The sequence below is a fragment of the Clostridium magnum DSM 2767 genome (assembly GCF_001623875.1).
In the GTDB taxonomy this organism is placed as follows: Bacteria; Bacillota; Clostridia; order Clostridiales; family Clostridiaceae; genus Clostridium_AM; species Clostridium_AM magnum.
Genome location: NZ_LWAE01000003.1, coordinates 479,894 through 505,227 on the forward strand (window position 1 = coordinate 479,894; position 25,334 = coordinate 505,227).

General features: G+C 32.0%; 28 protein-coding genes. 8 read left to right on the forward strand and 20 right to left on the reverse strand.

What is annotated here, in order from left to right; genetic code table 11:
- Positions 1 to 144: 144 nt before the first annotated feature.
- From CLMAG_RS15665 to CLMAG_RS15670, 3 genes are all read right to left on the reverse strand, one after another.
- Entirely contained in the window at positions 145 to 768 is a 624-nt protein-coding gene (locus tag CLMAG_RS15665; RefSeq protein ID WP_242873047.1) for a class I SAM-dependent methyltransferase, read from the reverse strand.
- Complete coding sequence (locus CLMAG_RS34755; RefSeq protein WP_341420342.1) at positions 762 to 1,061, reverse strand: HesB/IscA family protein; 300 nt, start codon at positions 1,059 to 1,061, stop codon at positions 762 to 764. Before CLMAG_RS34755 ends, CLMAG_RS15665 begins: the two co-directional genes overlap by 7 nt.
- Before the next feature lie 164 nt (positions 1,062 to 1,225).
- The gene (locus CLMAG_RS15670) at positions 1,226 to 1,735 is read right to left on the reverse strand and encodes a hypothetical protein (protein ID WP_066624381.1); all 510 of its coding nucleotides are present in this window, start codon (positions 1,733 to 1,735) and stop codon (positions 1,226 to 1,228) included.
- 279 nt (positions 1,736 to 2,014) lie between these two features.
- Between CLMAG_RS15670 and CLMAG_RS15675 the strand changes: the two genes are divergently transcribed.
- Both CLMAG_RS15675 and CLMAG_RS15680 read left to right on the forward strand, forming a co-directional pair.
- On the forward strand, positions 2,015 to 2,707 hold the full coding sequence (locus CLMAG_RS15675; protein WP_066624383.1) for a response regulator transcription factor: 693 nt from the start codon (positions 2,015 to 2,017) through the stop codon (positions 2,705 to 2,707).
- A complete protein-coding gene (locus CLMAG_RS15680; RefSeq protein WP_066624385.1) occupies positions 2,700 to 4,487 on the forward strand; it encodes an ATP-binding protein in 1,788 nt (595 codons plus the stop codon). The genes CLMAG_RS15675 and CLMAG_RS15680 overlap by 8 nt, the downstream gene beginning before the upstream one ends.
- 107 nt (positions 4,488 to 4,594) lie before the next feature.
- Here the strand turns inward: CLMAG_RS15680 and CLMAG_RS15685 are convergent, their stop codons facing one another.
- Positions 4,595 to 5,236: a Crp/Fnr family transcriptional regulator gene (locus CLMAG_RS15685; protein ID WP_242873048.1), complete on the reverse strand. Its 642-nt coding sequence runs from the start codon at positions 5,234 to 5,236 to the stop codon at positions 4,595 to 4,597.
- A 117-nt stretch (positions 5,237 to 5,353) separates the two neighbouring features.
- On the opposite strand from CLMAG_RS15685, the gene CLMAG_RS15690 reads away from it, so the two are divergent.
- The 5 genes from CLMAG_RS15690 (at position 5,354) to CLMAG_RS15710 (ending at position 9,454) form a co-directional block, all read left to right on the forward strand.
- Positions 5,354 to 5,683, forward strand: a complete 330-nt coding sequence (locus tag CLMAG_RS15690) for a cupin domain-containing protein (RefSeq protein WP_066624391.1) — start codon at positions 5,354 to 5,356, stop codon at positions 5,681 to 5,683.
- A gap of 258 nt (positions 5,684 to 5,941) precedes the next feature.
- Entirely contained in the window at positions 5,942 to 6,316 is a 375-nt protein-coding gene (locus tag CLMAG_RS15695; RefSeq protein ID WP_066624402.1) for an SHOCT domain-containing protein, read from the forward strand.
- A 2-nt stretch (positions 6,317 to 6,318) separates the two neighbouring features.
- On the forward strand, positions 6,319 to 7,431 hold the full coding sequence (locus CLMAG_RS15700; protein WP_066624403.1) for a 4Fe-4S binding protein: 1,113 nt from the start codon (positions 6,319 to 6,321) through the stop codon (positions 7,429 to 7,431).
- A 26-nt stretch (positions 7,432 to 7,457) separates the two neighbouring features.
- Positions 7,458 to 8,582 carry a 4Fe-4S binding protein gene (locus CLMAG_RS15705; RefSeq protein ID WP_066624405.1) on the forward strand — a complete coding sequence of 375 codons (1,125 nt, stop codon included), beginning with the start codon at positions 7,458 to 7,460 and terminating at the stop codon, positions 8,580 to 8,582.
- Positions 8,583 to 8,806: 224 nt separating this feature from the next.
- On the forward strand, positions 8,807 to 9,454 hold the full coding sequence (locus CLMAG_RS15710) for a 4Fe-4S binding protein (RefSeq protein ID WP_066624408.1): 648 nt from the start codon (positions 8,807 to 8,809) through the stop codon (positions 9,452 to 9,454).
- A 92-nt stretch (positions 9,455 to 9,546) separates the two neighbouring features.
- Here CLMAG_RS15710 and CLMAG_RS30845 read toward each other — a convergent pair whose 3' ends face one another.
- The 12 genes from CLMAG_RS30845 to CLMAG_RS15765 all read right to left on the reverse strand — a co-directional run bounded on the left by CLMAG_RS30845 (position 9,547) and on the right by CLMAG_RS15765 (position 19,935).
- Positions 9,547 to 9,708 (reverse strand): prolipoprotein diacylglyceryl transferase family protein, encoded by a 162-nt coding sequence (locus tag CLMAG_RS30845; RefSeq protein ID WP_082831975.1) that lies wholly within the window; start codon positions 9,706 to 9,708, stop codon positions 9,547 to 9,549.
- The gene (locus CLMAG_RS15715) at positions 9,705 to 10,067 is read right to left on the reverse strand and encodes a sulfite exporter TauE/SafE family protein (protein ID WP_066624410.1); all 363 of its coding nucleotides are present in this window, start codon (positions 10,065 to 10,067) and stop codon (positions 9,705 to 9,707) included. The genes CLMAG_RS30845 and CLMAG_RS15715 overlap by 4 nt, the downstream gene beginning before the upstream one ends.
- 14 nt (positions 10,068 to 10,081) lie before the next feature.
- Positions 10,082 to 11,260 (reverse strand): ROK family protein, encoded by a 1,179-nt coding sequence (locus CLMAG_RS15720; RefSeq protein WP_066624412.1) that lies wholly within the window; start codon positions 11,258 to 11,260, stop codon positions 10,082 to 10,084.
- 219 nt (positions 11,261 to 11,479) lie between these two features.
- Positions 11,480 to 12,640: a 2-iminoacetate synthase ThiH gene (gene thiH, locus CLMAG_RS15725; protein ID WP_066624414.1), complete on the reverse strand. Its 1,161-nt coding sequence runs from the start codon at positions 12,638 to 12,640 to the stop codon at positions 11,480 to 11,482.
- An 11-nt stretch (positions 12,641 to 12,651) separates the two neighbouring features.
- Positions 12,652 to 13,422, reverse strand: a complete 771-nt coding sequence (locus tag CLMAG_RS15730) for a thiazole synthase (RefSeq protein ID WP_066624416.1) — start codon at positions 13,420 to 13,422, stop codon at positions 12,652 to 12,654.
- Positions 13,423 to 13,437: 15 nt separating this feature from the next.
- Positions 13,438 to 14,247, reverse strand: coding sequence for a sulfur carrier protein ThiS adenylyltransferase ThiF (thiF, locus tag CLMAG_RS15735; protein WP_066624419.1), 810 nt, complete (start codon positions 14,245 to 14,247; stop codon positions 13,438 to 13,440).
- A gap of 1 nt (position 14,248) precedes the next feature.
- On the reverse strand, positions 14,249 to 14,446 hold the full coding sequence (thiS, locus tag CLMAG_RS15740) for a sulfur carrier protein ThiS (RefSeq protein WP_066624421.1): 198 nt from the start codon (positions 14,444 to 14,446) through the stop codon (positions 14,249 to 14,251).
- Between the two features lie 175 nt (positions 14,447 to 14,621).
- Positions 14,622 to 15,779 (reverse strand): M20 family metallopeptidase, encoded by a 1,158-nt coding sequence (locus CLMAG_RS15745; protein ID WP_066624423.1) that lies wholly within the window; start codon positions 15,777 to 15,779, stop codon positions 14,622 to 14,624.
- A 69-nt stretch (positions 15,780 to 15,848) separates the two neighbouring features.
- Complete coding sequence (locus tag CLMAG_RS15750) at positions 15,849 to 16,571, reverse strand: amino acid ABC transporter ATP-binding protein (RefSeq protein ID WP_066624425.1); 723 nt, start codon at positions 16,569 to 16,571, stop codon at positions 15,849 to 15,851.
- Positions 16,564 to 17,214 (reverse strand): amino acid ABC transporter permease, encoded by a 651-nt coding sequence (locus tag CLMAG_RS15755; protein WP_066624427.1) that lies wholly within the window; start codon positions 17,212 to 17,214, stop codon positions 16,564 to 16,566. The genes CLMAG_RS15750 and CLMAG_RS15755 overlap by 8 nt, the downstream gene beginning before the upstream one ends.
- A gap of 108 nt (positions 17,215 to 17,322) precedes the next feature.
- On the reverse strand, positions 17,323 to 18,165 hold the full coding sequence (locus CLMAG_RS15760) for an ABC transporter substrate-binding protein (protein ID WP_066624429.1): 843 nt from the start codon (positions 18,163 to 18,165) through the stop codon (positions 17,323 to 17,325).
- A 369-nt stretch (positions 18,166 to 18,534) separates the two neighbouring features.
- Positions 18,535 to 19,935, reverse strand: a complete 1,401-nt coding sequence (locus CLMAG_RS15765) for an APC family permease (protein ID WP_066624431.1) — start codon at positions 19,933 to 19,935, stop codon at positions 18,535 to 18,537.
- 587 nt (positions 19,936 to 20,522) lie between these two features.
- Here CLMAG_RS15765 and CLMAG_RS15770 point away from each other — a divergent pair.
- Positions 20,523 to 20,741 carry a hypothetical protein gene (locus CLMAG_RS15770; protein ID WP_066624433.1) on the forward strand — a complete coding sequence of 73 codons (219 nt, stop codon included), beginning with the start codon at positions 20,523 to 20,525 and terminating at the stop codon, positions 20,739 to 20,741.
- 57 nt (positions 20,742 to 20,798) lie between these two features.
- Here CLMAG_RS15770 and yqeB read toward each other — a convergent pair whose 3' ends face one another.
- The 4 genes from yqeB to CLMAG_RS15790 are packed head-to-tail and all read right to left on the reverse strand — an operon-like array spanning position 20,799 to position 25,332.
- On the reverse strand, positions 20,799 to 21,620 hold the full coding sequence (gene yqeB, locus CLMAG_RS15775) for a selenium-dependent molybdenum cofactor biosynthesis protein YqeB (protein WP_066624435.1): 822 nt from the start codon (positions 21,618 to 21,620) through the stop codon (positions 20,799 to 20,801).
- A 6-nt stretch (positions 21,621 to 21,626) separates the two neighbouring features.
- Positions 21,627 to 22,205 carry a molybdenum cofactor cytidylyltransferase gene (gene mocA / locus CLMAG_RS15780; protein ID WP_066624437.1) on the reverse strand — a complete coding sequence of 193 codons (579 nt, stop codon included), beginning with the start codon at positions 22,203 to 22,205 and terminating at the stop codon, positions 21,627 to 21,629.
- Between the two features lie 54 nt (positions 22,206 to 22,259).
- Positions 22,260 to 23,006: a selenium cofactor biosynthesis protein YqeC gene (yqeC, locus tag CLMAG_RS15785; RefSeq protein ID WP_066624438.1), complete on the reverse strand. Its 747-nt coding sequence runs from the start codon at positions 23,004 to 23,006 to the stop codon at positions 22,260 to 22,262.
- A gap of 43 nt (positions 23,007 to 23,049) precedes the next feature.
- Positions 23,050 to 25,332, reverse strand: coding sequence for a xanthine dehydrogenase family protein molybdopterin-binding subunit (locus tag CLMAG_RS15790; protein WP_066624439.1), 2,283 nt, complete (start codon positions 25,330 to 25,332; stop codon positions 23,050 to 23,052).
- Between the last annotated feature and the right edge of the window lie 2 nt (positions 25,333 to 25,334).

Here is a 25,334-nt window from a genome sequence, read left to right on the forward strand (position 1 = left end):
ATATTTATATATTACGATATACACATATTTAAGTCAATAGTTTTTTGTATTTACCATTAAAATATCAAAAGCTCTATATTTAGCACTATTACCAAAACAAATAGGTAATTTAGTTTTAAATTTAGCTATCTATAGAGCTTTTCATCATACTTTAAATATTAACCCATAATGCTCAGTATTAATATTTACTTCCTCTAAAAATGTAAAACCTAAAGGCTCAACTAAGGCTCTTACTTCTTCCTTTGAGAATCTTTCATTTACAGGTGGACCGGCTTTCATATCTCTTTTTTCCCAGTCAATTATATAAATGTATCCTTCATTTTTTAACACTCTTTTTACCTCAGTGAAAAATCTTACCTTATTCTCTATTTCATGAACAACATTACATACAAAAACATAATCAATAGAACTATCTTCTTCAGGAAAAGAATATTCCTCACTTTTTTTGAACTCTATATTTGATATTTCTCCTGCTTTTTCTCTTGCGATATCAAGAATCTCTGGCATTATATCTACGCCAATCACATTTCCCTTAGTGAGGATTTTTGCCGCTGGTATAGTAAAATAACCTATACCGCAACCTATATCAAGCATTGTACCCCTATCCCCTATTTTAAACTTTTTTAAGGTTTCTTCAGGTGGCATACTTTCTCTTCTTTTGGAATTGTCTAGTTTTTCTAAATTTTTAATATCAAATTTGTGCATCTTAATCAATTCACATCCTTCACTATTTATCCGATGACTACCCACTTTTTCATCTATTAACAAGATGAAGAACTTCCTCCTCTTATAGAAAATCCTCGGTTAAAGAAGCTATTTGAATAATCAATAACTATGCCATTTACATATGGTTCAAGCATGGAGTCATAAACAACTTTTATATCTCCTACTTCCTCAACTACATCGTTATCATTCTTTAACTCATCCAGAGCTACTCCTAACTTAGGGCCTCCTCAGCCATAACCAGCAAAGGTTACCCTTAACATTATTTTTTCAGGACTATCAGCTTTTTGTATAACTTCATTTAATTTTTCAGCTGCTTTATTAGTAATATTAATCATTTTACTCATAATATTTCCTCCATTTTTACACTTTACCCTTACCCCGTAAGGGTATATCTTTAATATAATTATATCAATCCAATTACAAATGTCAAGCACTTTAAATCCCTATTACTATGCTAGGCAAAGGAGAATGGATCACTAAATCCCATTCTCCTTTATTATTACTCTACATTATTTATATAACAATTTCCTGTTCCTCTAACTCCATGACCCATTTGGCCTTTTCCTCTTCCCCTATTACCCATTCTTTCACCTGGAATTCCAGTGCAGTTCTCCAGATTATTCTTCAATGTTTCTTTCATTGCCACGCCTTCCTCTTTTGTTATCTTTCCATCTGCAATAGCCTTGTCTACAGCTTTATTTCTTTCCTCAAGTAATGCTGCTTTAAACTGTTCTTCTGTCATGCCTTTTTCCTTTGCTAAATCATACATGGACTTTCCTGAGTTAAGTCCATCTGTTATCTCTTTATCTGTCATTCCAAGATTATTCTTTAAAATTGACTGTACGTAATCATATCCTCTCATGCCGGTAACCCTTACAAGTCCAACCCTTTGATAAGTACTATTAGTTACATTAGTACTATTAGTTGATCCTGTACTTGCATATGCTGTTGCTCCTATACCTACCGCAATAGTCATTGTTAAAGCTATGATTAAATTTTTGTTTTTCATTTTAATTCCTCCAATATATTTAATTAATACCTCCTGGGTACAATACAATAATAAAATATATTTTGAATAAAAAAGTGTCCTGATTGTGTCATTTTTGTAAAAATGATGTCTATAATTTAATCACATTTTTATCACAATTTATTTTATTAAAAACTATATAAATTCCTCAATTATTTCACATTTAAAGACAATAAGAATGATATAATGAAGTAAAACTTGAAGGAATCCAATGAGCCTATAGTTATCGGAGAGATTGTCAAAGGAAGGTGATACTTATATATGAATAAAAATATTTTGATAGCAGATGACAATATTGAAATCATAAAAATTCTTAAGCCTTATATTGAAAAAGAAGGTTTTACTATTGTTACTGCTTTAAACGGAAAAGATGCATTAGAAAAATTTAAGACCTATAGTCCTCATCTTATTTTACTGGATATTATGATGCCAGTACTAGATGGAACTGAAGTCTGTAAGCTAATCAGACAAGAATCCAATACTCCAATAATAATGATTACTGCCAAAAGTGAAGATGCTGATAAAATATTATCTCTGGATAACGGTGCAGATGACTATATTGTAAAGCCTTTTAGTCCTGGTGAAGTAGTGGCAAGAATAAAAGCAGTTCTTCGAAGAATACAGCCTTCAGAAAAAGCTTTGCCTACTATAATAAAATATCCCCCTCTTGAAATAGACATAAATAATTACTCTGTTAAGCTAGAAAACCAATTCATTAACTTAACTAAAAAAGAAATTGAGGTGTTATGGCTCCTTGCAAGCTCTCCTAATACTGTTTTTTCAAGAGATTCCTTATTAGATAGCATTTGGGGAGTAGACTATTTTGGAGATCCTAGAACTGTTGATACCCATATTAAAAGAATAAGGGCAAAACTTAAATTGGATGGGCAATACTATTGGGATATTAAAACCATTTGGGGATTAGGCTATAAATTTGAGGTGAAGGATGTTTAAGAAAAGTATTACTTTAAAGCTCACTTTTGGTTTCTTAACTATAGTTGTAATTTCAACACTTTTAATTGGTATCATTGCCTTGAGTATATTTAAAAATAATATATATGAGGTTAAAAGAACCAATATGAAAAAACATGCCCATGAGATTTCTGATATTGTATCTCCCCTGCTTCAGAAAAAGACTACTCTGCTGGATGAGAAAAATATTTTTAACATTGTAGGTTCCCTTCCAAATTCAAAGACCTGGATAGTTGACACTGAAAAAAGACTATCATCTATCTCTAAAAATGAAAATGATGTATCAGTTTCTATTGATAATGCCACTATAAAAGAAGCCTATAATTTACTTATAATAAATGGACTAAAAAGTATAGAAAGCTCCGATGAATTGTTAAATCCATATTATGAAGAAAAAATGATGACAATCTCAACCCCTGTTAAGGACAGCACTGGTAAAGTAATTGGAGTTGTACTTCTACATTCCTCTGTTGCTGATCTTTCAAGTTCTATGGATAACTTCTTTTTATATTTAATCTTAGCTCTTATCGGTGAAGTATTTATTGCTGGTTTTATGGGGTATTATTTCTCTAAAGGTATATCAAAACCAATAAAAAAAATAAATTCTACAGCACTTGAAATGGCAAGAGGCAACTATGGAATTAAGACAGATATCTATTCTCAGGATGAAGTTGGTGAACTAGCCTCCACCTTTGACTTGATGTCACTAAAGCTTAAACATACAATTAGTAGACTTACTGAAGAGAAAACAAAGCTTAGTAACATTATAACTAGTATGAGCGATGGTATTATTGCCTTAGACACTGAGCTTGAGGTAATAAATATTAATTCTTCTGCTGCAAGGCTTTTATCCTATAACGTAAGTGAATTAAATCCTGAGATTAAAACAGTTCTAAAAGCTTTAGATTTGGAAAGCTTTATTAAAAATTCTATAACCAATAATAAGAAGGAAGCTATATCAAAAAAGCTTCATAATAAAACCCTTAATTTCTCCCTATCACCAATTAGCATAGACTCAGATAAAGTCATTGGTATGGTAATTCTAATACAGGATATAAGTGAAAAAGAGGCTCTGGAACAGATGCGAAAAGATTTTGTTTCAAACGTATCTCATGAATTTAGAACACCGCTCACTATAATGAAAGGAAACCTAGAGTCTATAGTTGATGGTATGATTTCTCCATCGCAAGTTCCTGAAAGCTGTATAACGCTCTTGAAAGAAACCAATAGACTTGAAAGAATGGTAAGAGATTTACTAGAACTTAGTAAATTAGAGTCTGGTAGAGTTCAGGTGAGTTTTAGTAAAATCGATACAAACTCACTTATTAATGACATGTCTAGAACTATAAGACCTCTAGTTATGAATAAAAATATAAAGTTAGTTCTGGATTTAGATAGTAGTCTTCCGCCACTACTTAGCGACTACGATAAATTAAAGCAACTATTTTTAATCTTTTTAGATAACGCCATTAAATTTTCCCCTTTTAATAGTGAAATCCTAATCAAATCTATATTGGATAATTACTCCATCCTCGTTCTTATTAGAGATAAAGGAGTGGGTATAGATTTCTGTAATATTGAGCATTTAGGCGAAAGATTTTATAAGGCAGATAGCTCAAGAAGTTCCTCAAACAGTGGTACTGGCCTTGGAATTTCCATCGCTAAAAAGATAATTGAACTATTACAGGGTGATTTTTCTATCCATAGTGAATTAAACAAAGGCACAACTATAAAAATCTATTTACCAATTATGAAAAATTAAAAAATTTAGGCTATAGGATATAGTCATAATGTAGGTTCATAGGTTTCTACTTCGCTTGCATTATGATTATATTTGTACTTCTAGGTTTTTAGATTATACTCACTAATTTAGAATATCAATTTTTTAAGTGTGATAGTCTTTGCATCATATTCTAATAATCCATCTTCCCTCATTTTATTTAATTCTCTGCTTAATGATGTTCTTTGTATACCTAGTCTTTCAGCCAAATCTTTTTTAGAGATACCAAGTTTAATCACATCACTTTTTTGTATTTGGTATTCATATTTTAAAAAATCTATTATACATTGCCTTATAGTTTTTAAGGTTATGGAATTTATTTTATCTGTTAAAATAATGGTTTTATCTGAAATTGCAGTTATTAAATTAAGCATAAATACTGGATTCTTTTCACATAAATCAAGTATTGATTCTTTTTGTATATGAAGTATAGTGACATCGGACATAGAAGTTATGGTCATAGGATAATAACTTCTACTTGAAAATATAAGATTTTCTCCAAGAATATCTCTATCAGAGAAAACATTGATTGTCAATACACTGCCATTTTCATCTATTTTCTGAACTGATACTTTCCCCTCTAGAATAATGTCTATATTATCACATATATAATTTTCAAGATGAATAACATGGTCTTTTTCATACTTTTTTATATTATGTTTGCATGTATCAAATACTTTAATCAGCTCTTCCTTTGCAAAGCTTTTAAAAAGGCTAATATTAGAAATCACATCTATATATCTATATAAGTTTATTTTAAATCACCTCAAATTAGTTACCATGGTTACTTTTTATAATTCTAAAAAGAAGTATACTATAAAAAATATTAAAATGAAAGGAGCTTTTTTATGCTAGAGAAAGTTTATAATTTTTCAACTACAGAGACAAAAAATATAGAAAAGGTTATTGATGATGATTATTCAGCAATTAATCATATGGTTCTTCCAAAGGGGTCAGGCCTTCCTGAACACAATTCAAATTCAAATGTGTATATGATTATTATAAGAGGGACTTTAACCTTAAAACTTGGTGATCAGGAACCACATAAATATGATAGTGGACAGATTGTTAACATACCCTACAATATTAAAATGAATGTAAATAATTTTGATGAAGATTTGCTTGAATTCTTTGTTGTAAAATCTCCTAATCCTAAAAATTATGTGAAGAAGCCTTAAATAAAATATAATCTATATGAATAAAGGTGAATGGACTACAAATCCCATTCACCTTTATTTATTTTTGCTTTATCCCATAACTAATCACTCTAATATTCCTATATAATTCAAGTTTTTATTCCATTGTATTTAAAAATATATAAAGTCCATAATTATTTCACAACTTCAGATAATAAGGTTGCTATAATGAAATTGCAAACAAGGAAGAAGCTAATATGCAGTATGATTCAAATTACAAAAATATAAAGGAGTGAAGCTATGAGACACGGTTACTATTCAGGATTAGGTTTATATAGTCCCTATATTATGACTATAATAGTACTTCTAATGGCATTAATTATATATTTAGTCTCAAAACACAAACCAGTTCCCCCTACCAGGTATTTTATAAAACTTTTAGATATTTTGAATGGAAAATATGCTGAAGGACTTATTACTTACGATGACTATGTTAAACGTAAAGTTATCATTGAAAAATATGAGTTTCTAAGCCCATATTCCTTGATACTTCTTGAAAGATACACAAAATGTGAAATAGATACTGCAGAATTATTCAATATTAAAGAAATTATTGAAGATGAAAATACTGATGCTCAAACTCGTGAAAATTTATCAAAAGGAGTGAATAAGTAATTATGAAAAATAAATTAGTTAAAAGTCTTCGTTATGTAATATTAGCTGCTGTTCTTATTTTTGTTACTATACAATCCTACTTACATGCTGCTATTGGCGGTAAAGACTACGCCTCAATCCATGCATTATGTCCATATGGTGCACTAGAATCTTTGTATAGTTTAATCTTTAACGGTACCTTTATACAAAAGATTTTCTCTAGTACCTTCATCCTGCTGGGGTTAACATTGATCCTTGCACTTATCTTTAGAAGAAGCTTCTGCGGTCTGATTTGTCCCTTTGGAACTATTCAAGAACTTTTCGGCAAGCTTGGCAAAAAGCTTTTTAAGAAAAGATTTGAGTTACCTAAAAAAATAGACAATCCTCTAAGATATTTAAAATATGTTGTTCTCTTTGTAACCCTGTACTATGGATGGAAAACTGCAGGATTATGGATGTCACCTTATGATCCATGGGCTGCCTATGGACATGTAATTGAAGGCCCTGTTGCTCTTATAGAAGAGTTCCCAGTTGGATCTATATTATTGCTAGTTACAATTATTGGTTCACTGTTATACGATAGATTCTTCTGTAAATATCTTTGCCCTATGGGTGCCTTTTATGGAATATTATCAAAAGTAAGCCCTAGCAAAATTACTAGAGATGAAAATACCTGTGTAAATTGTGGATTATGTAATAAAAATTGCCCTGCAAACATTAAGGTTTCTGAAATGAAAACAATTAAATCTGCTGAATGCCTAAATTGCCAAAGCTGTATATTCTCTTGTCCAAAGAAGAATACTCTTAAATTTAAATTCTTAGGTAAAGGAATAGCTCCTTTAACAGTACTAGTTATTGTAGTTTCAATATTCTTCGGTGGTATTGGAATTACTAAGCTGACTAATGTGTACCAAACAACTCCAGCACCAGTAACTTCTTCTAAAACTCTTAATCCGGAAGAAATTAAAGGTTATATGACTATCCAAGAAGTTGCCACTGCTTTAAAAATGGATATAGGTGAATTATATAAAAAGTTAAATATACCTACTACAGTGCCAAAGGAAACTAAATTAAAGGATGTTAAAAGCTTTGTACCAGATTTTGAAGTTGAAACAGCTAGAGAAAGCTTAAAATAAAAGATTTTTGAAAGGAACTATGTGCTATGAAGAATTCAAAATTAAGCGTCATTCTATCATTTTTTAGTACTGTTACAATAATTTTTGCTCTTTCCTTCTTTATTTCACAACGTTTTGGAGGACATATAGAAAAACTGTATGTCCCTAAACAAATTATAGTAAGTGAAGATATGACAATAGCCACTATCGCTAGTAAAAACAATCAGCAAGAGGAACTAATTCAAAATGCTTTAAAAATAAAGGACAGCAGTAGTAAAGAAAAAACATTGAGAGAACTTGGTATAAGTGAAGAGGATGCAAGTTCAAAGATACAAAAGACTTTAAACTTTAAGGCAGAAGAAGCTTCCAAAAATGTAGTATTAATTGTAGCAAAGTTTATCCTATGGACAGTATTTATGATCGTTGTTTTTCTTTTATTGAGAAAAAACAAAATGTCACCTGCTTTAAGTAAATACATACTTCTATCTTCTACTCTAATTTTTGGAGTAATACTCGGACCTGAGCCAAATTCAATGTCAACAGTTAAAGATATGGTAAGTAATTTTGCAATAAAGGGGATTTTATTTCCGCCTAGAGTCATTGCTCTTCTAGTTTTTTTAGGAATTGTAGTTGCTGCAAACAAATTTATTTGCGGATGGGCATGCCAGCTTGGTACTCTTCAGGATTTCATTTTTCGCCTAAATAGAGATTCTAAAGATAGAGAGGGAATTTTTAAACAATATAAAATTCCATTTTATGTTTCTAACACACTACGAATTGTATTTTTCATTCTATTTACTTTAATTGCTTTTGTGTGGTTCTTTGATATTATTGAAGCAATCAATCCTTTTACTATATTTAAACCAACAGCTCTAACATCAATAGGTATTGTTTTTATATCCCTAATTCTAATAAGCAGCCTTTTTATTTACAGACCTTGGTGTCACCTGTTCTGTCCTTTTGGTCTTTTAGGATGGACTGTTGAAAAATTCAGCAGGTTTAGAATTAAAGTGAACCCTACCACATGTATAAATTGCAAGGAATGTGCAGCAGCCTGCCCTTCCAATGCTATGAAAAGTATATTAAGTAAAGATAAAATTAAACCAGATTGTTTCTCTTGTGGAACCTGCATTAATACCTGTCCTACAAAATCCATTACTTTTAATAAATAAATTTCAAACATAGATGAACTTAGGGAGTACTCACTACTGGAAGTCACTATACATCCTTATATCGCAATATAAAGATATAGGGAGATATCGGAATCTATATTAAGAAAACCCCTTATGAATAACAATAAATGAACCCTGACAGATTGACACATAAAAATTCCTATAATATAATACCAATATACCCTATAGGGGTATAACATTATTATATTATGGAGGTTATTTTTATGAAACCTATTTTAAATTATTGGAAGAAATATTCTTATATACTGTTAATTGCTTTTATAATCATAGGTTTGTTTGATTTTAGAATTGGACTAATTGCAACACTATGTATGTTTGCGCCAATTGTTGTTTCATTCTTTAAGGGAAGATTCTGGTGTGGAAATCTATGTCCACGAGGAAGTTTCTATGATAATGTAGTATCAAAATTCAGCAATAAGAAAAAAGTACCTAAATTTATTAAATCATCTTTTTTCAGAGCATTTGTTACTATTCTAATGCTTACTATGTTTACAACTGGTATGGTGAAAAACTGGGGTAACCTTTATGGCATGGGCTTTGTAATCTATAGACTAATAGTTGTCACTACTATAATTGGAATAGTACTATCCTTATTTTACAATGAAAGAACCTGGTGTAATTTCTGTCCTATGGGAAGTATAGCAGCTTTAGTTTCCCGATTTAACAATAAGAAAAATGGTGCTGCATTATTGAAGGTTAATACAAGTTGTGTATCCTGTAAACTCTGTGAAAAAAGTTGTCCAATGGGCATTGCTCCTTATGAATACAAAGACGACTCAATAAATCACCACGACTGTATCCAGTGCAGCAGATGTGTTTATAAATGTCCTAAGAAATCTATTGAATATTAAAATACGTAAATAAAGGAGCTGTTCATAGCGATTTTTCAAATCGCTATGAACAGCTCCTTTGAACATTATAATATGTGTTATTAGTTTTAGCCTCACTCTAAAACACTATCGGTTTCTCTTCCAAAGCAGCCAATTCTTCCAAAACCTTGAGCAAGTGCAATTACTGGTACTATTAAATCTAAATATGCTAAAAAATCTAACCCCTTTGTTTTGCAATAACCATAACCAGTTATAACACCTCCAATAATCTTTATTTACCAAAAATTAATTTAATAGATATTAACATCGTTAAGATTCCAAATAATTTTCTCATCATATCTACTGGTATAACATGAGACAACTTAGCCCCAAAAACTGATCCTATCACTAAAAAAATACATATTAATATTCCTGCTTGAACGTTAACATAACCTTTTTTATAGTAATCTATAAAAGCAAGTATACCTACTGGTGGTAACAAAATAGCAAGTGATGTACCTTGGGCTTTTAACTGACTAAATCCACATAGATAAATTAGTGCAGGTACTATTATAATTCCGCCACCTATACCAAATAATCCACTCAAAATACCTGCGATACAACCTATAACAATAAATAAAATAATACTACTCATTGAATTTTACCTCCTCATTTTGCTATATAATGCTCTATTACCATTGCGGCTGCACCTATTGCAATGGCATCTTCTTTAAACCTCCCACCTTTACTAAATATAACCTCATTATTTAAATAATTAATCTTATGGAATGTATTAATACACATATCATAGTACAACTTATAATTTTTAATTAATGGTCCGCACAAAATTACTAATTGAGGATTTAATATCCTCACAAGATTAGCAATTCCAATGCCTAAAATTTCAGCACCCTTATTAATAATTTCTGCAGCAAACTCATTATTTCGAAGTGCTAAATCAAATATTTTCTTATAATCTTCCTCTCTTATTTCTTCGTCATTATTAGATCCTTTTACTCTTAAATTAAACCTTTTTATCATTGCTTCTATAGATGAATAACTTTCTATGCATCCTTTGTTGCCACAAATACACCTTTCGCCATTTGACTCTACAATCATATGGGCAAAGGCATCTTCAGAATCATTCATTGTTCTAATAATAATTCTGTCGGTTATAACTGCTGATCTTATTCCAATTCCGCAATGTATATATACAATACTCTTCAAATCTTTACCATTACCAAATAGGTATTCAGCTAAAATAGCAGCATTAGCTCCATTATCTATAAAACATGGAATCGAAGTTTTTTGCTCAATCATCTCCTTTAAGGAAACGTTGCTCCAGTTCTCATTAAAGAAATTTTTAGGGTTTATCATAATACCTTTTTCTCTATCCAATGGTCCTACAGTACCTACCCCTATGCCTAACACTTCACTTTTATCTATTGATAACTCTAATAGTTTCTGATCTATTAAACCTATAATTTTTTCAACGGTTATTTCTGGTGAAAAGCTATCATTCATAGAAAACTCTTCTCTTTTTATTATAGTCATTTTCAGATTTGATATAATCAGCTTTACGTATGTTCTTGATATATCAATTCCTATAACATATACTCCTGTTTTTGCCACACCGTATTCTACCGCTTTTCTACCCCCAGTTGATTCCGATGTACCCACTTCTATTATTAATTTCTTATCTTCAAGACTTTTCATTACCCTATTTAAAGTAGTTAATGTCATACCCGTTATTGCTTGCAAATTTTTCTTTGTAATTAGCCCTTTCTTATGAATTACATTTAATGTTTCTAACTGTCTATTGGATAATTGTCTTAAGGTTTCTCTCATGCAAAACTCCTTTCTAAATATTTTAATTTATAATATCATTATATACCTTTTAACCATTTTGGCAATAAGTTATTCATTAAATAGCATCACTTAAAATTTAATGCTATGCGATTTTGTTTTAACAAAAAATAATTTTTAAGAATTAACTAATAATAGAATTAAAAATAGTAACTTATAAAATAAAAAAACCCCTTTAATTAAGGGGTTTTTTTAGATGATTTATACATAAACATAATCATTCATTACTGGCTGCAAGCCACGGTCTTTAATCGCCTGATATACTTCCTCTACAGATCGGCTATCTGCAATTTCAAATTGGTCATCGCCCTTATCATTAACCTCTTCAACATGACTTCCAATTCCAGTGCTGACACCTGCTGAAATCTTAGTGGCTGCTAACCCAATTACATTATCACGGAATCTCTGGCACTCTCTAGTTGAAATAGTAATATTGGCAAAAGGCATAAATAGGCGGTATGCTGTAATCACCTGCAAAAGTTGAGGTTCATGAACATCCTTAGGGTTAATTTTATCGTTATTAATAATCGGTCTAAGTCTTGGACAGGAAAATGCTATTTCTGCATGTGGATATTTTCTTTGAAGAAGATAAGCATGTAATCCTGTAGCAAAGGCATCTTTACGGAAATCATCCAGTCCAAGTAACGCTGCAAAGCCAACTCCCCTCATTCCACCTTTTAATGCCCTCTCTTGAGCATTAACTCTATATGGAAATATACGCTTATTTCCAGCTAAATGAAGAGTCTCATATTTATCTGAATTATATGTTTCCTGGAATACAGTGACGAAATCTGCACCACACTGATGAAGATATTCATATTCGTCAGAATTCATCGGATATACTTCTAAACCTACCAACTTAAAGTATTTTCTCGCTATTTTACATGCCTCTCCAATATATTTTACATCGGACATTTTGGGGCTTTCACCAGTAAGAATCAATACTTCTTCCAAACCAGTTTTAGCTATTGCTTGCAATTCTTTCTCAATTTCCTCTGCATTTAATCTTGCACGACGTATTTTATTGTGACAGTTAAAACCACAGTAGATACAGTAATTTTCGCAGTAGTTAGCAATATATAAAGGTGTAAAAATGTAAATAGAATTACCAAAATGCTTTCTTGTCTCTTCCTGTGCATGCTGAGCCATTTGCTCTAAAAACGGACCAGCTGCAGGGGATAGTAAAGCTGCAAAATCTTCTACTGTACGAGAATGATTATTCAAAGCTCTTTGTACATCTGCTGCTGTATATTGGTTATAATCATAGGCCTCCATACGACTAATAACCTGATCCATTACATCTGATTGGAGCACTTCCATTCCTGGCATATACTCCATATGATTTATACGTTCCTCGCTCATAATTGCACCTCCTATTCTTCCAAAAATCCAGTCAATGGTGAAGATGCAGCCGCACCTCTATCTAGTACTCGACCTAATCCAGAAAGATATGCAGCTCGTCCTGCTTCAATAGCTTGTCTAAAAGCACCTGCCATAATTGGAATGTCACCAGCAGTTGCAATTGCAGTATTAGCCATAACTGCAGCAACACCCATTTCCATAGCTTCACATGCTTGAGATGGACGCCCGATTCCTGCATCCACAATAATAGGAAGATCAATTTCATCTACCAATATTTTTATAAAATCTTTTGAAGATAGTCCTCTGTTTGAACCAATTGGTGATGCAAGGGGCATGATACAAGCTGCTCCTGCGTTAACTAAATCACGAGCCACATTTAAATCTGCGTGCATATATGGCATTACTATAAATCCTTCCTTTGCAAGAATTTCTGTAGCTTTAATAGTCTCATAGTTATCTGGAAGCAGGTATTTTGAATCACGAATAACTTCAATCTTTACAAAGTTTCCGCAGCCAACTTCTCTTGCTAGTCTTGCAATTCGTACCGCTTCTTCTGCATTTCTCGCCCCAGATGTATTTGGAAGTAAAGTCACACCCTCTGGAATATAGTCTAAAATATTTTCAGTTCCATTGGTATTTGCACGTCTTACTGCCAAAGTAATCATTTGTGCACCGGCATATTCTACTGCAGCCTTAATTAAATCTAAATTGTACTTTCCTGAACCTAGTATAAATCTTGATGAGAACTCATGTCCTCCAATTATTAATGTATCTTTTTTCATTTTTCATCTTCTCCTTTAAACGTCTTCTATACCTAAAATTAATCTTAAAATCATATTTGCCTGATGACCAGCACAGATGCTGACTCTAGGTGCCATCAGCCCTCTTCCTGGCTCAGCACCTGTTTCTCTATCTCCACATAAATAAAAATTCTTAAAGACTTTTCTGGTTGTAATAATATTGCTGCTTTCATAGCCTGCCAATCCAGAAGCTGCTACTAATTTGATCTCTGGTTTCTGCTCTAGTAAGGTATTTACCAGTATTGCTTTGTATTCAGGTCTATCAAAGGCCTCACAAACAATTGGATAATTTCCAAACAAAGAAACAGCATTTTCTTCTGTCACTTTGATATCATCAGTAGTAATTTTAATATAAGGATTGATATCTTTAAGCTCCAATTTTAACGCCTCTGTTTTTTTCATCCCAAGATGACTTATTTTATATGCTTGTCTATTCAAATTACTTGGCTCCACTATATCAAAATCTACCAGGTGAAGATGTCCTACACCGGTTCTTGCCAAAGCCACTGCTATGTTAGAACCCAGACCACCAAGACCTGCAATTGCAACCCTTGCTTTCTTTACTTTTTCGTGAACATAGGGTGTATGTCTTGACACCATTAATGCTTCCAATTCATCCTCTGAAGGCATTACCCCCTTTTCTATAAAAGATATGTTATCATCCTCACATAATTGAACATCATTTTCTGTTTGAAATCCGTTATAAATCATAACGATTGAGGAATCTTCTGAACATATCTCTTTCCTTAACGAATGCAGAGTACAGCAATCCGTTGCCCTTCCTTTCCCGTTTATATATAAGTTCATATTAGCCGCCTCCTACAAAACTAATTACCTCCAGAGAATCACCATCTTTAATATTTGTCTGACCGTATTGAGCCTTTGGTATTATCTCACCATTTAATTCTACGGCAATTCTCTGAAGGGAATATCCTTCATCAATAAGAAGCTTATCTAAAGCAATTCCACTTGCATTATTTACTTCTTTTCCATTTACTTTTATCATTTTCTCACCTCTTTCCGTATATGCAAAAAAGGCCACACGAAAAACTACACCCGTGGTGGTGTACCCCTTCGTGTGACCTTCACACTCTGTTTAACATTATACCATTATAGTAAATTAGTGTCAAATTAATTTTCCCTACTTCTTCTTTAGTTGGAAATATTGATTCTTAACTATATTATCTAGTATTAAATTCCTCTTTTATATTTATTAAAAGCTCGCTATCCTTAATTACCTCGTATCCTGTAAGTGCAAGGGCTGAAGCTCCTTGAACAAGTGCCTCATGTGCAGCATCAGTTACAGTGGCCTCCGCAAATCCTTTAGTATGTGCTGCAGTATTAAAACAACCTATTCCTATATAAGGATGTATTGCCGGTACTACATTGCTAACATTCCCCATATCAACAGATCCATAACTTTCCTTAGCAGGAAGTATGTCTTTTACTCCTACATATTTTAAGTTATTGTTAAATACCTTAGATAAGGTTATATTGGTTTTCATATTATCATAAGAAATTTCATAATTACTAATTTCAAGTTCTGCTCCTGTCATCAGTGAAGCTCCCTTAGCTATATTTTTCACCTTTTCAACTACTTTGTTTAAAGCTTCTCTTGTACTCGCTCTAACATAAAATTGTGCTATAGATTTATCTGGAACAATATTTGCTGCTACTCCCCCTTCTTTTATAATGCCGTGAATCCTTGTATCTGAAGGAATATGCTGTCTTAAAGCATTAATTCCATTAAAGGTGAGAATTATAGCATCAAGAGCATTGATTGCAGCCTCTGGTTCAGCAGCAGCGTGACTGGCCTTTCCTTTAAAATAAAATTGAATAGCATCCATAGCTAGAGATTTGCCACTTTCATAAGTAACATCAGAAGGGTGTAAAATCATAGCCACATCTACATCGTCAAATACTCCCTTTTCAGTCATTTCAACCTTTGCCCCATCACATTCTTCTGCAGGTGTACCTAGAACTGTAATTTGCCCACCTATTGAATCCAATACCTTACTTAACGCAACTGCAGCGCCTACACCCATGGTACCTATCATATTATGTCCACAGCCATGACCAATCTCAGGAAGAGCATCATATTCACACAAATAAGCTATATTAGGACCCTTTCTATCACTCTTATATGTTGCCTTAAAGGATGTAGGTTTATCTAAAATTCCCAACTCTACTACAAAGTTGTTTTCTCTTAGAAAATCAGCTAACTCCTTTACCGCCTTAAATTCCTCATTCCCTATCTCAGGATTGTTATAGATATAATCGTTTATCTCCCAAAGTTTATATTTTATCTTTTCTACTTCTTTTAATATCAAACCCTTCATAATTTCCTCCAAATAAAGTATTTACCTATAACGCAAAGCACAGCCCTATTTGAAGCTGTGCTTTGATTATTATAGAACTTTAGCTAAAAAGTCTTTAGTTCTTGGATGTTGTGGATTTGGGAATATGTTTTCTGGAGTATTTTCTTCAACAATTACTCCTCCATCCATAAATATAACCCTATCTCCTACTTCTCTAGCAAAGCCCATCTCATGAGTAACTACTACCATAGTCATACCTTCTGCTGCTAGTTCCTTCATAACGTCTAGAACTTCTCCTACCATTTCAGGATCAAGAGCTGAGGTTGGTTCGTCAAATAGCATTACGTCAGGTGACATAGCAAGTGCTCTTGCTATAGCTATTCTTTGCTTTTGTCCTCCTGATAGTTGTGATGGATAATAATCAGCCTTATCATTAAGACCTATTCTCTTTAATAAATCAAAAGCTATTTTATTAGCCTCTTCCACAGACATACCCTTAAGCTTTTTAGGACCTATAGTAATGTTCTCTAACACTGATAAATGTGGAAATAAATTAAATTGCTGAAATACCATTCCCATTTTTTGTCTTAACTTATTAATATCAGTTTTCTTATCAGTTATAGGAATTCCTTCAAAAACAATTTCTCCACCTGTTGGTTCTTCAAGTAAGTTTAAACATCTTAAAAATGTACTTTTACCTGAACCACTAGGTCCTATTACTACAACTACTTCACCTTTTTGTATGTGTATATCTATTCCTTTTAAAACGTGCAATTTATCAAATTTTTTATTTAAATCCTTTACCTTAATCACTAGTTTTCATTCTCCTTTCAAAGGCACCTACAAGTTTTGATAATGAAAATGTAAGTATAAAATACATAAATGCTGCAACTATTAGAGGTTCAAAAGGTCTGAATATATTACCTCTAACTGTATCTGCATTGTACATAAGTTCATGTATACCTATTATAGAAGCTATAGAAGATTCTTTAATTACTGTTATAAACTCATTACCTAATGCTGGTAATATATTTTTAATTGCTTGAGGTATAATTATAAATCTCATTCCCATAGTATGCGACATCCCTATAGATCTTGCTGCTTCCATTTGACCCTTGTCCACCGCTTGTATACCTGCACGCACTATTTCTGCTATGTAAGCTGCACTATTTACTGATAATGCTATGATACCTGCTACAGTATCTGGTAGGGTAACACCAATATTCGGAAGACCATAGAATACTATATATAATTGTACAAGGATTGGTGTTCCTCTAATAAATTCTATGTATGCTGCTGATATTACATTTAAAATTTTCTTATTAGATAATCTCATTAAGGCTAGTAATATTCCAAGCACAGATCCAATTAACACTGTAAAGAATGCAAGTAATATTGTAAACCTAACTCCATCTATAAAGAATAAATAATATTTTGATAAAAAACTGAAATCCAATACTTTGTTCCTCCCTGTATTTTTATATTTAAGTTATTATTAATTTCAAAGTAAATGTTAGGCAATAACAATTGCCTAACATTTATGTTCAGCCTAAACTAGAATATTCTATTTAGTCTCTACTAAATTATTAGCATCTGTAACAAATTTATCTATACTCTTATCAGCCTTAAGTTTAGATAGAGTCTTGTTAATTTCGTTTACTAAGTCTGAACTTCCTTTTTTAACAGCTATAGCAGAACCTGCATCTTCTGTATTTAGCTTTATATCAGAGAAAACTAAATCTTTATTAGCACTTAAATTTGAAGTAGCTACTGGTGATTCTAAGATTACTGCGTCAACTCTGTTATTTTTTAATGATAAAACTAAGTCTGATATTTTTGGAAGAGCCACAGCTTCAGCACCAGAAACTTGATTTTTAGCTATTTCTTCCTGAATCGCTCCCTTTTGAACCCCTATTTTCTTTCCTTTTAAATCATCAACTGTCTTAATTTTATCTTTATCTCCAGATCTTACAATTATAGTTTGAACTGCAGTATAGTAAACATCTGAAAAATCTACATTCTTCTTTCTCTCTTCAGTTGGAGTCATTCCAGATACAATTAAATCAATATTTCCTTGATCTAGAGCGGCTAATAATCCATCAAATTTCATGTCTTTTATTTCTAATTGTACTCCAAGATCCTTTGCTATTTGTTTTGCTATTTCAATATCAAATCCTACAATTTCATCTTTCCCATTTACTGATCTATGGAACTCATATGGTGGATAATCTGCACTAGTTCCAAGTACAAGTTTTCCATTCTTCTTTATTTTCTGCATAACTTGTGATTGTGAACTTTGATCTGTATTCTTTACAGTATTATCTTTATTCCCACAAGCTGAAAACGGGAATATTGATCCTACTATTAATGCTACTGCAATAAATTTCTTTAAACTCTTTTTTATCATTCTAATTTCCCCCTGCCTGTTTCCTTTAATAATCTTTCTCTGAATAATTATATAGCTATCCATATAATTATTCAATACTTTTTATACATTTACTTGTATCTTTATGTGATTCTTGCAAGGTAATTCTCTTCTATTTAATTTATTACACAATTGACTATTTTTATGTCACAACAAAAAATATTTGATTGAATTTTCATCTCACATAGCCTCACCTAACTTTATAATATAATATTTGCAAATTATATTTTTATAATAGCTTTCCCATTAGTTTAAATCTTAATTCCTATTTATTTTAAAATTATATTTTGCATAAATATTAAAGGTAATAAACATAACCTAATTTACAAGCTATATTCATTACCTTTAACTTTAAGCTTCTTTTTTTCTTGTATCTGAGCTAAAATTCAATGTACTGTGTTTTATACCATACAAAAAGTATATTGCAACTCCAATACCAAGCCATGCTGCAAATCTAATCCATGTAAATATACTTAAGCTTGAGATTAAATAGAAGCAGAAAATTATTGTTAAGATTGGTGTATAAGGAACACCAGGACATTTAAACTTTCTCTCAACATCCGGCATAGTTTTTCTTAAAACAATAACTCCAACGGATACAAGTATAAATGCAGATAAAGTTCCAATATTACATAAATCTATTATTATTTCTAGTGGTAACAATCCTGCCATAATAGCTGTTACAACTCCAGTTATTATTGTACAAGTTCCAGGAGTACCATATTTCTTATTTACATTAGAAAATGATTTCGGAAGTAATCCGTCTCTTGACATAACCATAAATATTCTAACTTGTCCATAAAGAGTGACAAGAAGAGTGGAAATCATCCCGAGTACTGCACCAACAGCAACTAGTGTTGATCCCCATGTAATTCCTATTCGTGACAGAGCACCTGGAAGAGCATTATCCACATCTATTAATTTATAGGGAACCATTCCTGTAAGTACAAATGAAACTGATAAATAAAGTATGATAACAACTATAACACAAAGTGCTAATCCCATTGGTATATCTCTCTTGGGATTTTCAGCTTCCTCTGCTGCAGTAGATACAGTATCAAAACCTATAAAAGCGAAAAATATAATTGCTGCTCCGGACATTATTCCCTTAAATCCATAAGGTGCAAAGGGGTGATAGTTTACAGGTTGTACATGGGTTACTCCAAGAACTATAAATACAAGTATTACAAATATCTTTACTCCAACTATAATATTATTTACCTTTGCACTTTCTGATATACCAATAAAAAGTAACCAGGTTATTACCGCTGTTATTAAGATAGCTGGCAAATCCATAATTCCACCTGCCAGTGGAGTTTTTATAAGCATTTCGGGTAAATGTATACCATATCCCTGCAAAATTCCTATAAATGCTCCAGACCAACCAGAAGCTACAGCTGCTGCAGAAACAAGATATTCAAGAATCAAATCCCAACCTATAATCCATGCTATAAGTTCTCCAAAGGCTACATAGGAATAAGAATATGTACTTCCTGCAACTGGGAACATAGTTGCAAGTTCTGAATATGTCAAAGCACAAAGTGCACTTGTGATTGCTGCAACTATAAATGATATCGTAACACCGGGGCCTGCTAATTTTGCCCCCTGGCCTGTTGCAACAAATATACCAGTGCCTACGATTGACCCAATACCGAGAGCTGCTAAATCAAAAGAACTTAATTTCTTTTTAAGTCCACTTCTTTGAGATGATTCTTTAAAGTCTTCTATAGATCTTTTTCTAAATAGGTTCATCCGAGTTCCTCCTGTCATATACTACCAATATTTTCTTATATACACTTGTTATAAACAAACTTCTATAGTATAAAAAATATTAAGTAATTACACAACAACTCTAACAGTCAGTTTGATATGCTTTTTCGGCGCATTTTTCTAAATTTCTTTAAATTTCTTCCTATATTATCAAATTTTCATTTTGTATAAAGAATACTCATTTTTCTACCTTTTATCTATCACTTGCTATAGTTTCCTAGTAATAAAATTTATACATATGATTTAATGTTAACAAGAGCGAACTAACTTTTTCAAGATCTATTATATCTTTCTAAAGCATATAATAGGTATTATTATCCTTATGAAAGTACTATTTTTAAAATTAGTAAGGAATATATTTTTTCACTTCATTTGTCTTTTTCATATATTAAAGCAATTATTAGCTTTTAAAAGCAATTAAAAGCAGTTTACTACCAACTATTTCTTTAGCCCAAATAAAGCTATATATTAGTAAAAATAGAGTTTGTAATTACATTTTTATATAGTATAATATACTATATAAAACATTTCAAAAAACTTTGTTTGTTGAATTTTGGAGGGAAATTTTTATGATAACTTTAATAACTCTTATATTTATAGGATTGTTCATTATTACTGGACTGGCTGTTAGTTTATTAGCACTTCCTATACTAGCAGTTCTTATACCTATAGGTATAACTATTGCAGTCATTGCTATAATATTCAAATTATTATTTTTAGGAGCACCTTTACTTGTCTTAATAATAATTATAGCAATCTTTTATTTTCCTAAGCATAGAAGAAGGTAAAAATTTTATAACAGTAAGAAACTGATAGGTTGTGCTTTGCACACTCTATCAGTTTTTTTATTTTTTTCGATGAATATCGGTTCTAATATTTTTCAAATATAATATAGCTTCCAAAACTGCTCCACCAATACACCTGGCTTTATCTGAAATTGTATAACAATTTTCCTTTTCCGTAAGTCTTGGATCTACATCAGCTATTTTAAGCCCTCTAAATACATTAGTGCCCTCTTTTATTATTCCCCTTAGTATACCATCAATCAAAGTTTTAATTTCAATATTACTTACAACAGCTATTGTTTCTCCAGCTTTAACTAAATCACCAATTTCCTTTACATTTGAAATAATACCCTCTGCAGGACTATATATTACCCTTTCCTTTGAGTACCCATTTATCTTTCCAGGCAGACCTGTATTCTCCATAGCGCTACCACTAAATATTAATCTACCTAAATTATGTCCTCTCATTGTCTCTATTACTACATCTACATCTTTTCCTGCTTCAAAGCCTGGCCCCAGTGCTATAGTTATAGGTGCCATATTTTTGTTTGTACCTAAATTTTTCTTAGCTAATATAGCATCTAACACAATCTCTGGTTTTATTATATCTATGTATTTTCCTTCTTTATCTATAATAACGGGAACACTTCCTTCTTCCCAGTTTTTTTCCACTTCATCTATACTATTTACATGTACAGCTTTTATTTCTTCTATAGTCACATATTGTTCAAATATTGCTTCACTGAAACATACATTTCTTCTGATTGAGGTAGGCTTTTTCGTTTCCAAAACTAGGACTTTAAATCCACTTCTATACAACTTCTGTATTGCTCCCGAAGCAATATCTCCCCCACCTCTAACTATAGCTATATCTTCAAACATAATTTATCATTCCTTAATATTTAATATTTTCTCGTAATCTTCGAAAGTGTCTATATCCATAAGTTCATATTCATTCTCTATATCCACAAATATTATATCTTTAATATGATTATTAATAACGGCTTTTCCACCTTTATCCCCCTCAATAAGCATAAGTTCCTCTACAAACCTCACTGGAAATATTACAGGGTTCCCTCTTTTGTCCCCAAACCTAGGAACAATTATAGAATTACTATTTTTATTGAAGGCATCCATTAAAAGTCTTATAGTACCAATCTGTATTAAAGGTTGATCTCCTGTGAAAAACATATATCCATTGCCATTTAAAGTATTTTTTATTCCTAATTTTATAGATTGACTTTGACCATTGTGAGCACTATTATTTTCTATAGCTTTAATACCTTTTTTTGCGGCTAAACTCAATATTCTTTTATCTCTTGCTACAATTATTCTATTATAAAAATCACATTCCATAACCTTTTCCATAATATGTTCAACTAATAACTTACCTCTAAAAGGCAACAAAAGCTTATCTTTACCCATTCTTCTACCATACCCTGATGCCATAATTATGGCGTTAATCATTTTAACCTCCACCTTTAAACCTTGGAATTATAACTTATCCAGCAAATTTAAACTCTAAATAACCCCATCAGATTCAAGTTTCAATTCATATTCTTTTCTTTTCAAACTTCCAATTATAATCTTATCTATACAATTTTTATTTTTTTCTCTAATACAATTTAAAAGCTTATAAGCTAAGGTAGCTTCATTATACCCTTCAATCTTATTTATAAATAGAATTTTTTCTCCCTTTGAACCTTTAAACAACCCCTTATCATGAAATATTAGTGAAGTCAAATGCTCTATAGTTATTGATTCATTTTTCTTTGAATTTGTAATCTCCATAAATTTTTCTACTCTATGAACATTATACTCATTTATTTCTCTTCCTATTACCTCTATGCTTATAACACCTATAGTTTTTGTTGTTTTACCAATTAAAACAGGCTCTGTCTCATTCCATCCCTTAATAGGCTTTCTCTTAGAACCATCTGCCTCTATTAATACATAATCAAAGAATGATATTTCACCATCTATAACATTTTCATCTAATCCATTAACTTTATTTTCGTTTGTTACAGATTTACCATGGGCATACACTCCATTACCTTTATTAAATTCATTATAACCATCTTTACCCATAATTAAAAAATCATAATATTCTTCTTCTGGCATATAAATCTTTGTAGTAGTAGTCACAAGAACTTTATTCTCATCCCTAAGCTCCTCTGCTAAAGAATACATTAAAGTAGTCTTTCCTCCAGCCCCTACAATAGATATAACATCACCTTTTCTTAAACCCAACAAATTTTTTAGTCCCATATAACACCTCTTAGATTTAAAAGAGTTCCCTTAAGGGAACCCTTTACTGTTTCTGTTGCATTCCCATGAATACTTTTTCTGGAGTTATTGGAAGAGCGTTTATTCTTACTCCTACAGCGTTGTAAACAGCATGAGCTATTGCTGGTGCTGGTGTATTTACAACAACCTCTCCAATAGATTTTGCCCCAAAAGGACCTGTTGGCTCATAACTTTCTTCAAAGTCTACTATTATATTCCCTACATCTTTTCTAGATGGAATCTTATACTGCATAAAGGTATTTGTTTGTAATCTACCTTTTTCACTAAATTTAACATCTTCATACAATGCTAATCCTATTCCCTGAGCAATTCCACCTTCTACCTGTATTCTAGCTAGGTTTGGATTTATAATAGTTCCACTATCCCCTACTGCTACATAGTTTATTACATCTATCTTTCCTGTTTCTTTATCTACTTCTATCTCTGCAAAACCTGCCATAAATGGTGGCGGAGACACCTGACTTCCATAAGTAGCATTTCCTACTAATTGAAGATTTCCTACCCCTAAAACCATAAGTTCAGCCATTTTTTCTAGACTCATGGTTTTATCACCATTAATAGTTTTTATATTTTCCCCATCAAATTCTACTTCTTCTGGAGATACTTGAAGAAGCTTAGCACCATTTTCAATAATTTGATTTTTCAAAGCTTCCGCTGCTTTTACTACAGCCATTCCTGTAACATAGGTTGTACTTGAAGCATAGGAGCCTGGATCATAAGGAGAAACATCTGTATCTGCTGAATTTACTATAATTTTATCCATGGAAGTTTCCAAAACTTCTGCAGTCATTTGAGCCAGTATTGTATCACTTCCTGTTCCCATATCTGTGGAACCTATTAGAAGAGTATAATTACCGTCATCATTTAATCTTACTTGAGCTGAAGCTGTATCTATACCTGCAATTCCTGAACCTTGCATTGTAACAGCCATACCAAGAGCTCTTACTTTGGTTTCACTTACTTCTCTTCTTGGATATTTTTCATTCCAGCCTATTATTTCCTTACCCTTATCTATACATCTATGCAGCGCAGAACTTCCTAAAAGCTTACCTTCATATGGTAAAGAAGTTTCGCCTTCTTTTATTAAATTCATTAATCTAATTTCTGTTGGATCCATGTTTAGCTTTTCTGCAAGCTTATTAACTGCACCTTCAAGGGCGAAAGCACCTTGAGTTGCTCCATATCCTCTGAAAGCTCCTGCCGGTGTCTTATTGGTATAAACTACATTCCCCATAAATCTAACAGCCTTTGTTTTATTATATAAAGGAAGAGTCTTTTGTCCAACAACTCCAAATACTGTAGAAGCATGCTCACCATAAGCTCCTGTATCTGATAAGCATTGTATATCTATAGATCTTATATATCCTTCTTTATCCGCACCTAATCTAACCTTTGTTCTCATAGCATGACGAGTTGTTGTGCACTCAAATGTTTCTTTTCTATCATATATAATCATAGCTGGCTTACCTGTTTTTATCGTTACAATAGCACTAAATATTTCTACTGCAATAGTTTGCTTTCCACCAAAGCCTCCGCCTATTCTTGGTTTAATTATTCTTATTTTACTTGGTGATATTTCTAGTGCTCTTGCTAGCTTTCTTCTAGCATGAAATGGAATTTGTGTTGAACTTACAACCACAAGTCTGCCTGTATGATCAAGATAATTAAAGGAACGATAAGTTTCCATCATGCAATGGGCTTGTGCCTGATTGTAATAAGTATCTTCCACTACCACATCGCATTCATTAAATTCTTTTTCCACATCGCCATATTCTACCTTTTGCTTGGAAACTATGTTCTTTTCTTTATCCATACCTATATCAAAGTTACAATGAACATCATCCTCTGGGTGAACTACTGATTCATGGCCTTCTGCCTCTTCAAAATCTAAAACAGGCTCAAATACTTCATATTCAACCTTAATAAGCTTCATAGCTTTCACAGCTGTTTTCTCATCTACAGCAGCTACAATTGCCACTTCATCTCCTACATATCTAACTATAGGATCTAAAATTAATCTATCATAAGGTGATGGTTCTGCATAGGATTGCCCTGCCAACGTAAATCTTACATTAGGAACATCTTTATAAGTAAGAACACATTCAACTCCCTCTATTTTTTCTGCTTTTGATGTGTCAATATTTTTTATCCTTGCAAAAGCATGCGGACTTCTAAGTATTTTTACCACTAAAGCATTTGCCATTGCTAAATCTTCTGTATAAACAGGTTTACCTGTAGCAATAGGCATTCCATCTATTTTTGCAATACCTTTACCAACTATCTTCATAT

Excerpts from the sequence above, each read along its gene's own strand:
- CLMAG_RS15770 (WP_066624433.1), top strand. The coding sequence starts at position 20,523 with ATGATAACTTTAATAACTCTTATATTTATAGGATTGTTCATTATTACT.
- CLMAG_RS15695 (WP_066624402.1), top strand. The coding sequence starts at position 5,942 with ATGAGACACGGTTACTATTCAGGATTAGGTTTATATAGTCCCTATATT.
- thiF (WP_066624419.1), bottom strand. The coding sequence starts at position 14,247 with ATGAACTTATATATAAACGGGAAAGGAAGGGCAACGGATTGCTGTACT.
- thiS (WP_066624421.1), bottom strand. The coding sequence starts at position 14,446 with ATGATAAAAGTAAATGGAAAAGAAGTAAATAATGCAAGTGGAATTGCT.
- CLMAG_RS15720 (WP_066624412.1), bottom strand. The coding sequence starts at position 11,260 with ATGAGAGAAACCTTAAGACAATTATCCAATAGACAGTTAGAAACATTA.
- CLMAG_RS15700 (WP_066624403.1), top strand. The coding sequence starts at position 6,319 with ATGAAAAATAAATTAGTTAAAAGTCTTCGTTATGTAATATTAGCTGCT.
- CLMAG_RS15760 (WP_066624429.1), bottom strand. The coding sequence starts at position 18,165 with ATGATAAAAAAGAGTTTAAAGAAATTTATTGCAGTAGCATTAATAGTA.
- CLMAG_RS15690 (WP_066624391.1), top strand. The coding sequence starts at position 5,354 with ATGCTAGAGAAAGTTTATAATTTTTCAACTACAGAGACAAAAAATATA.
- CLMAG_RS15670 (WP_066624381.1), bottom strand. The coding sequence starts at position 1,735 with ATGAAAAACAAAAATTTAATCATAGCTTTAACAATGACTATTGCGGTA.
- CLMAG_RS15675 (WP_066624383.1), top strand. The coding sequence starts at position 2,015 with ATGAATAAAAATATTTTGATAGCAGATGACAATATTGAAATCATAAAA.
- CLMAG_RS15715 (WP_066624410.1), bottom strand. The coding sequence starts at position 10,067 with ATGAGTAGTATTATTTTATTTATTGTTATAGGTTGTATCGCAGGTATT.
- thiH (WP_066624414.1), bottom strand. The coding sequence starts at position 12,640 with ATGAGCGAGGAACGTATAAATCATATGGAGTATATGCCAGGAATGGAA.
- CLMAG_RS15730 (WP_066624416.1), bottom strand. The coding sequence starts at position 13,422 with ATGAAAAAAGATACATTAATAATTGGAGGACATGAGTTCTCATCAAGA.
- CLMAG_RS15705 (WP_066624405.1), top strand. The coding sequence starts at position 7,458 with ATGAAGAATTCAAAATTAAGCGTCATTCTATCATTTTTTAGTACTGTT.
- CLMAG_RS15765 (WP_066624431.1), bottom strand. The coding sequence starts at position 19,935 with ATGAACCTATTTAGAAAAAGATCTATAGAAGACTTTAAAGAATCATCT.
- CLMAG_RS15710 (WP_066624408.1), top strand. The coding sequence starts at position 8,807 with ATGAAACCTATTTTAAATTATTGGAAGAAATATTCTTATATACTGTTA.
- CLMAG_RS15790 (WP_066624439.1), bottom strand. The coding sequence starts at position 25,332 with ATGAAGATAGTTGGTAAAGGTATTGCAAAAATAGATGGAATGCCTATT.
- CLMAG_RS15680 (WP_066624385.1), top strand. The coding sequence starts at position 2,700 with ATGTTTAAGAAAAGTATTACTTTAAAGCTCACTTTTGGTTTCTTAACT.
- mocA (WP_066624437.1), bottom strand. The coding sequence starts at position 22,205 with ATGATTAACGCCATAATTATGGCATCAGGGTATGGTAGAAGAATGGGT.
- CLMAG_RS15745 (WP_066624423.1), bottom strand. The coding sequence starts at position 15,779 with ATGAAGGGTTTGATATTAAAAGAAGTAGAAAAGATAAAATATAAACTT.
- yqeB (WP_066624435.1), bottom strand. The coding sequence starts at position 21,620 with ATGTTTGAAGATATAGCTATAGTTAGAGGTGGGGGAGATATTGCTTCG.
- yqeC (WP_066624438.1), bottom strand. The coding sequence starts at position 23,006 with ATGGGACTAAAAAATTTGTTGGGTTTAAGAAAAGGTGATGTTATATCT.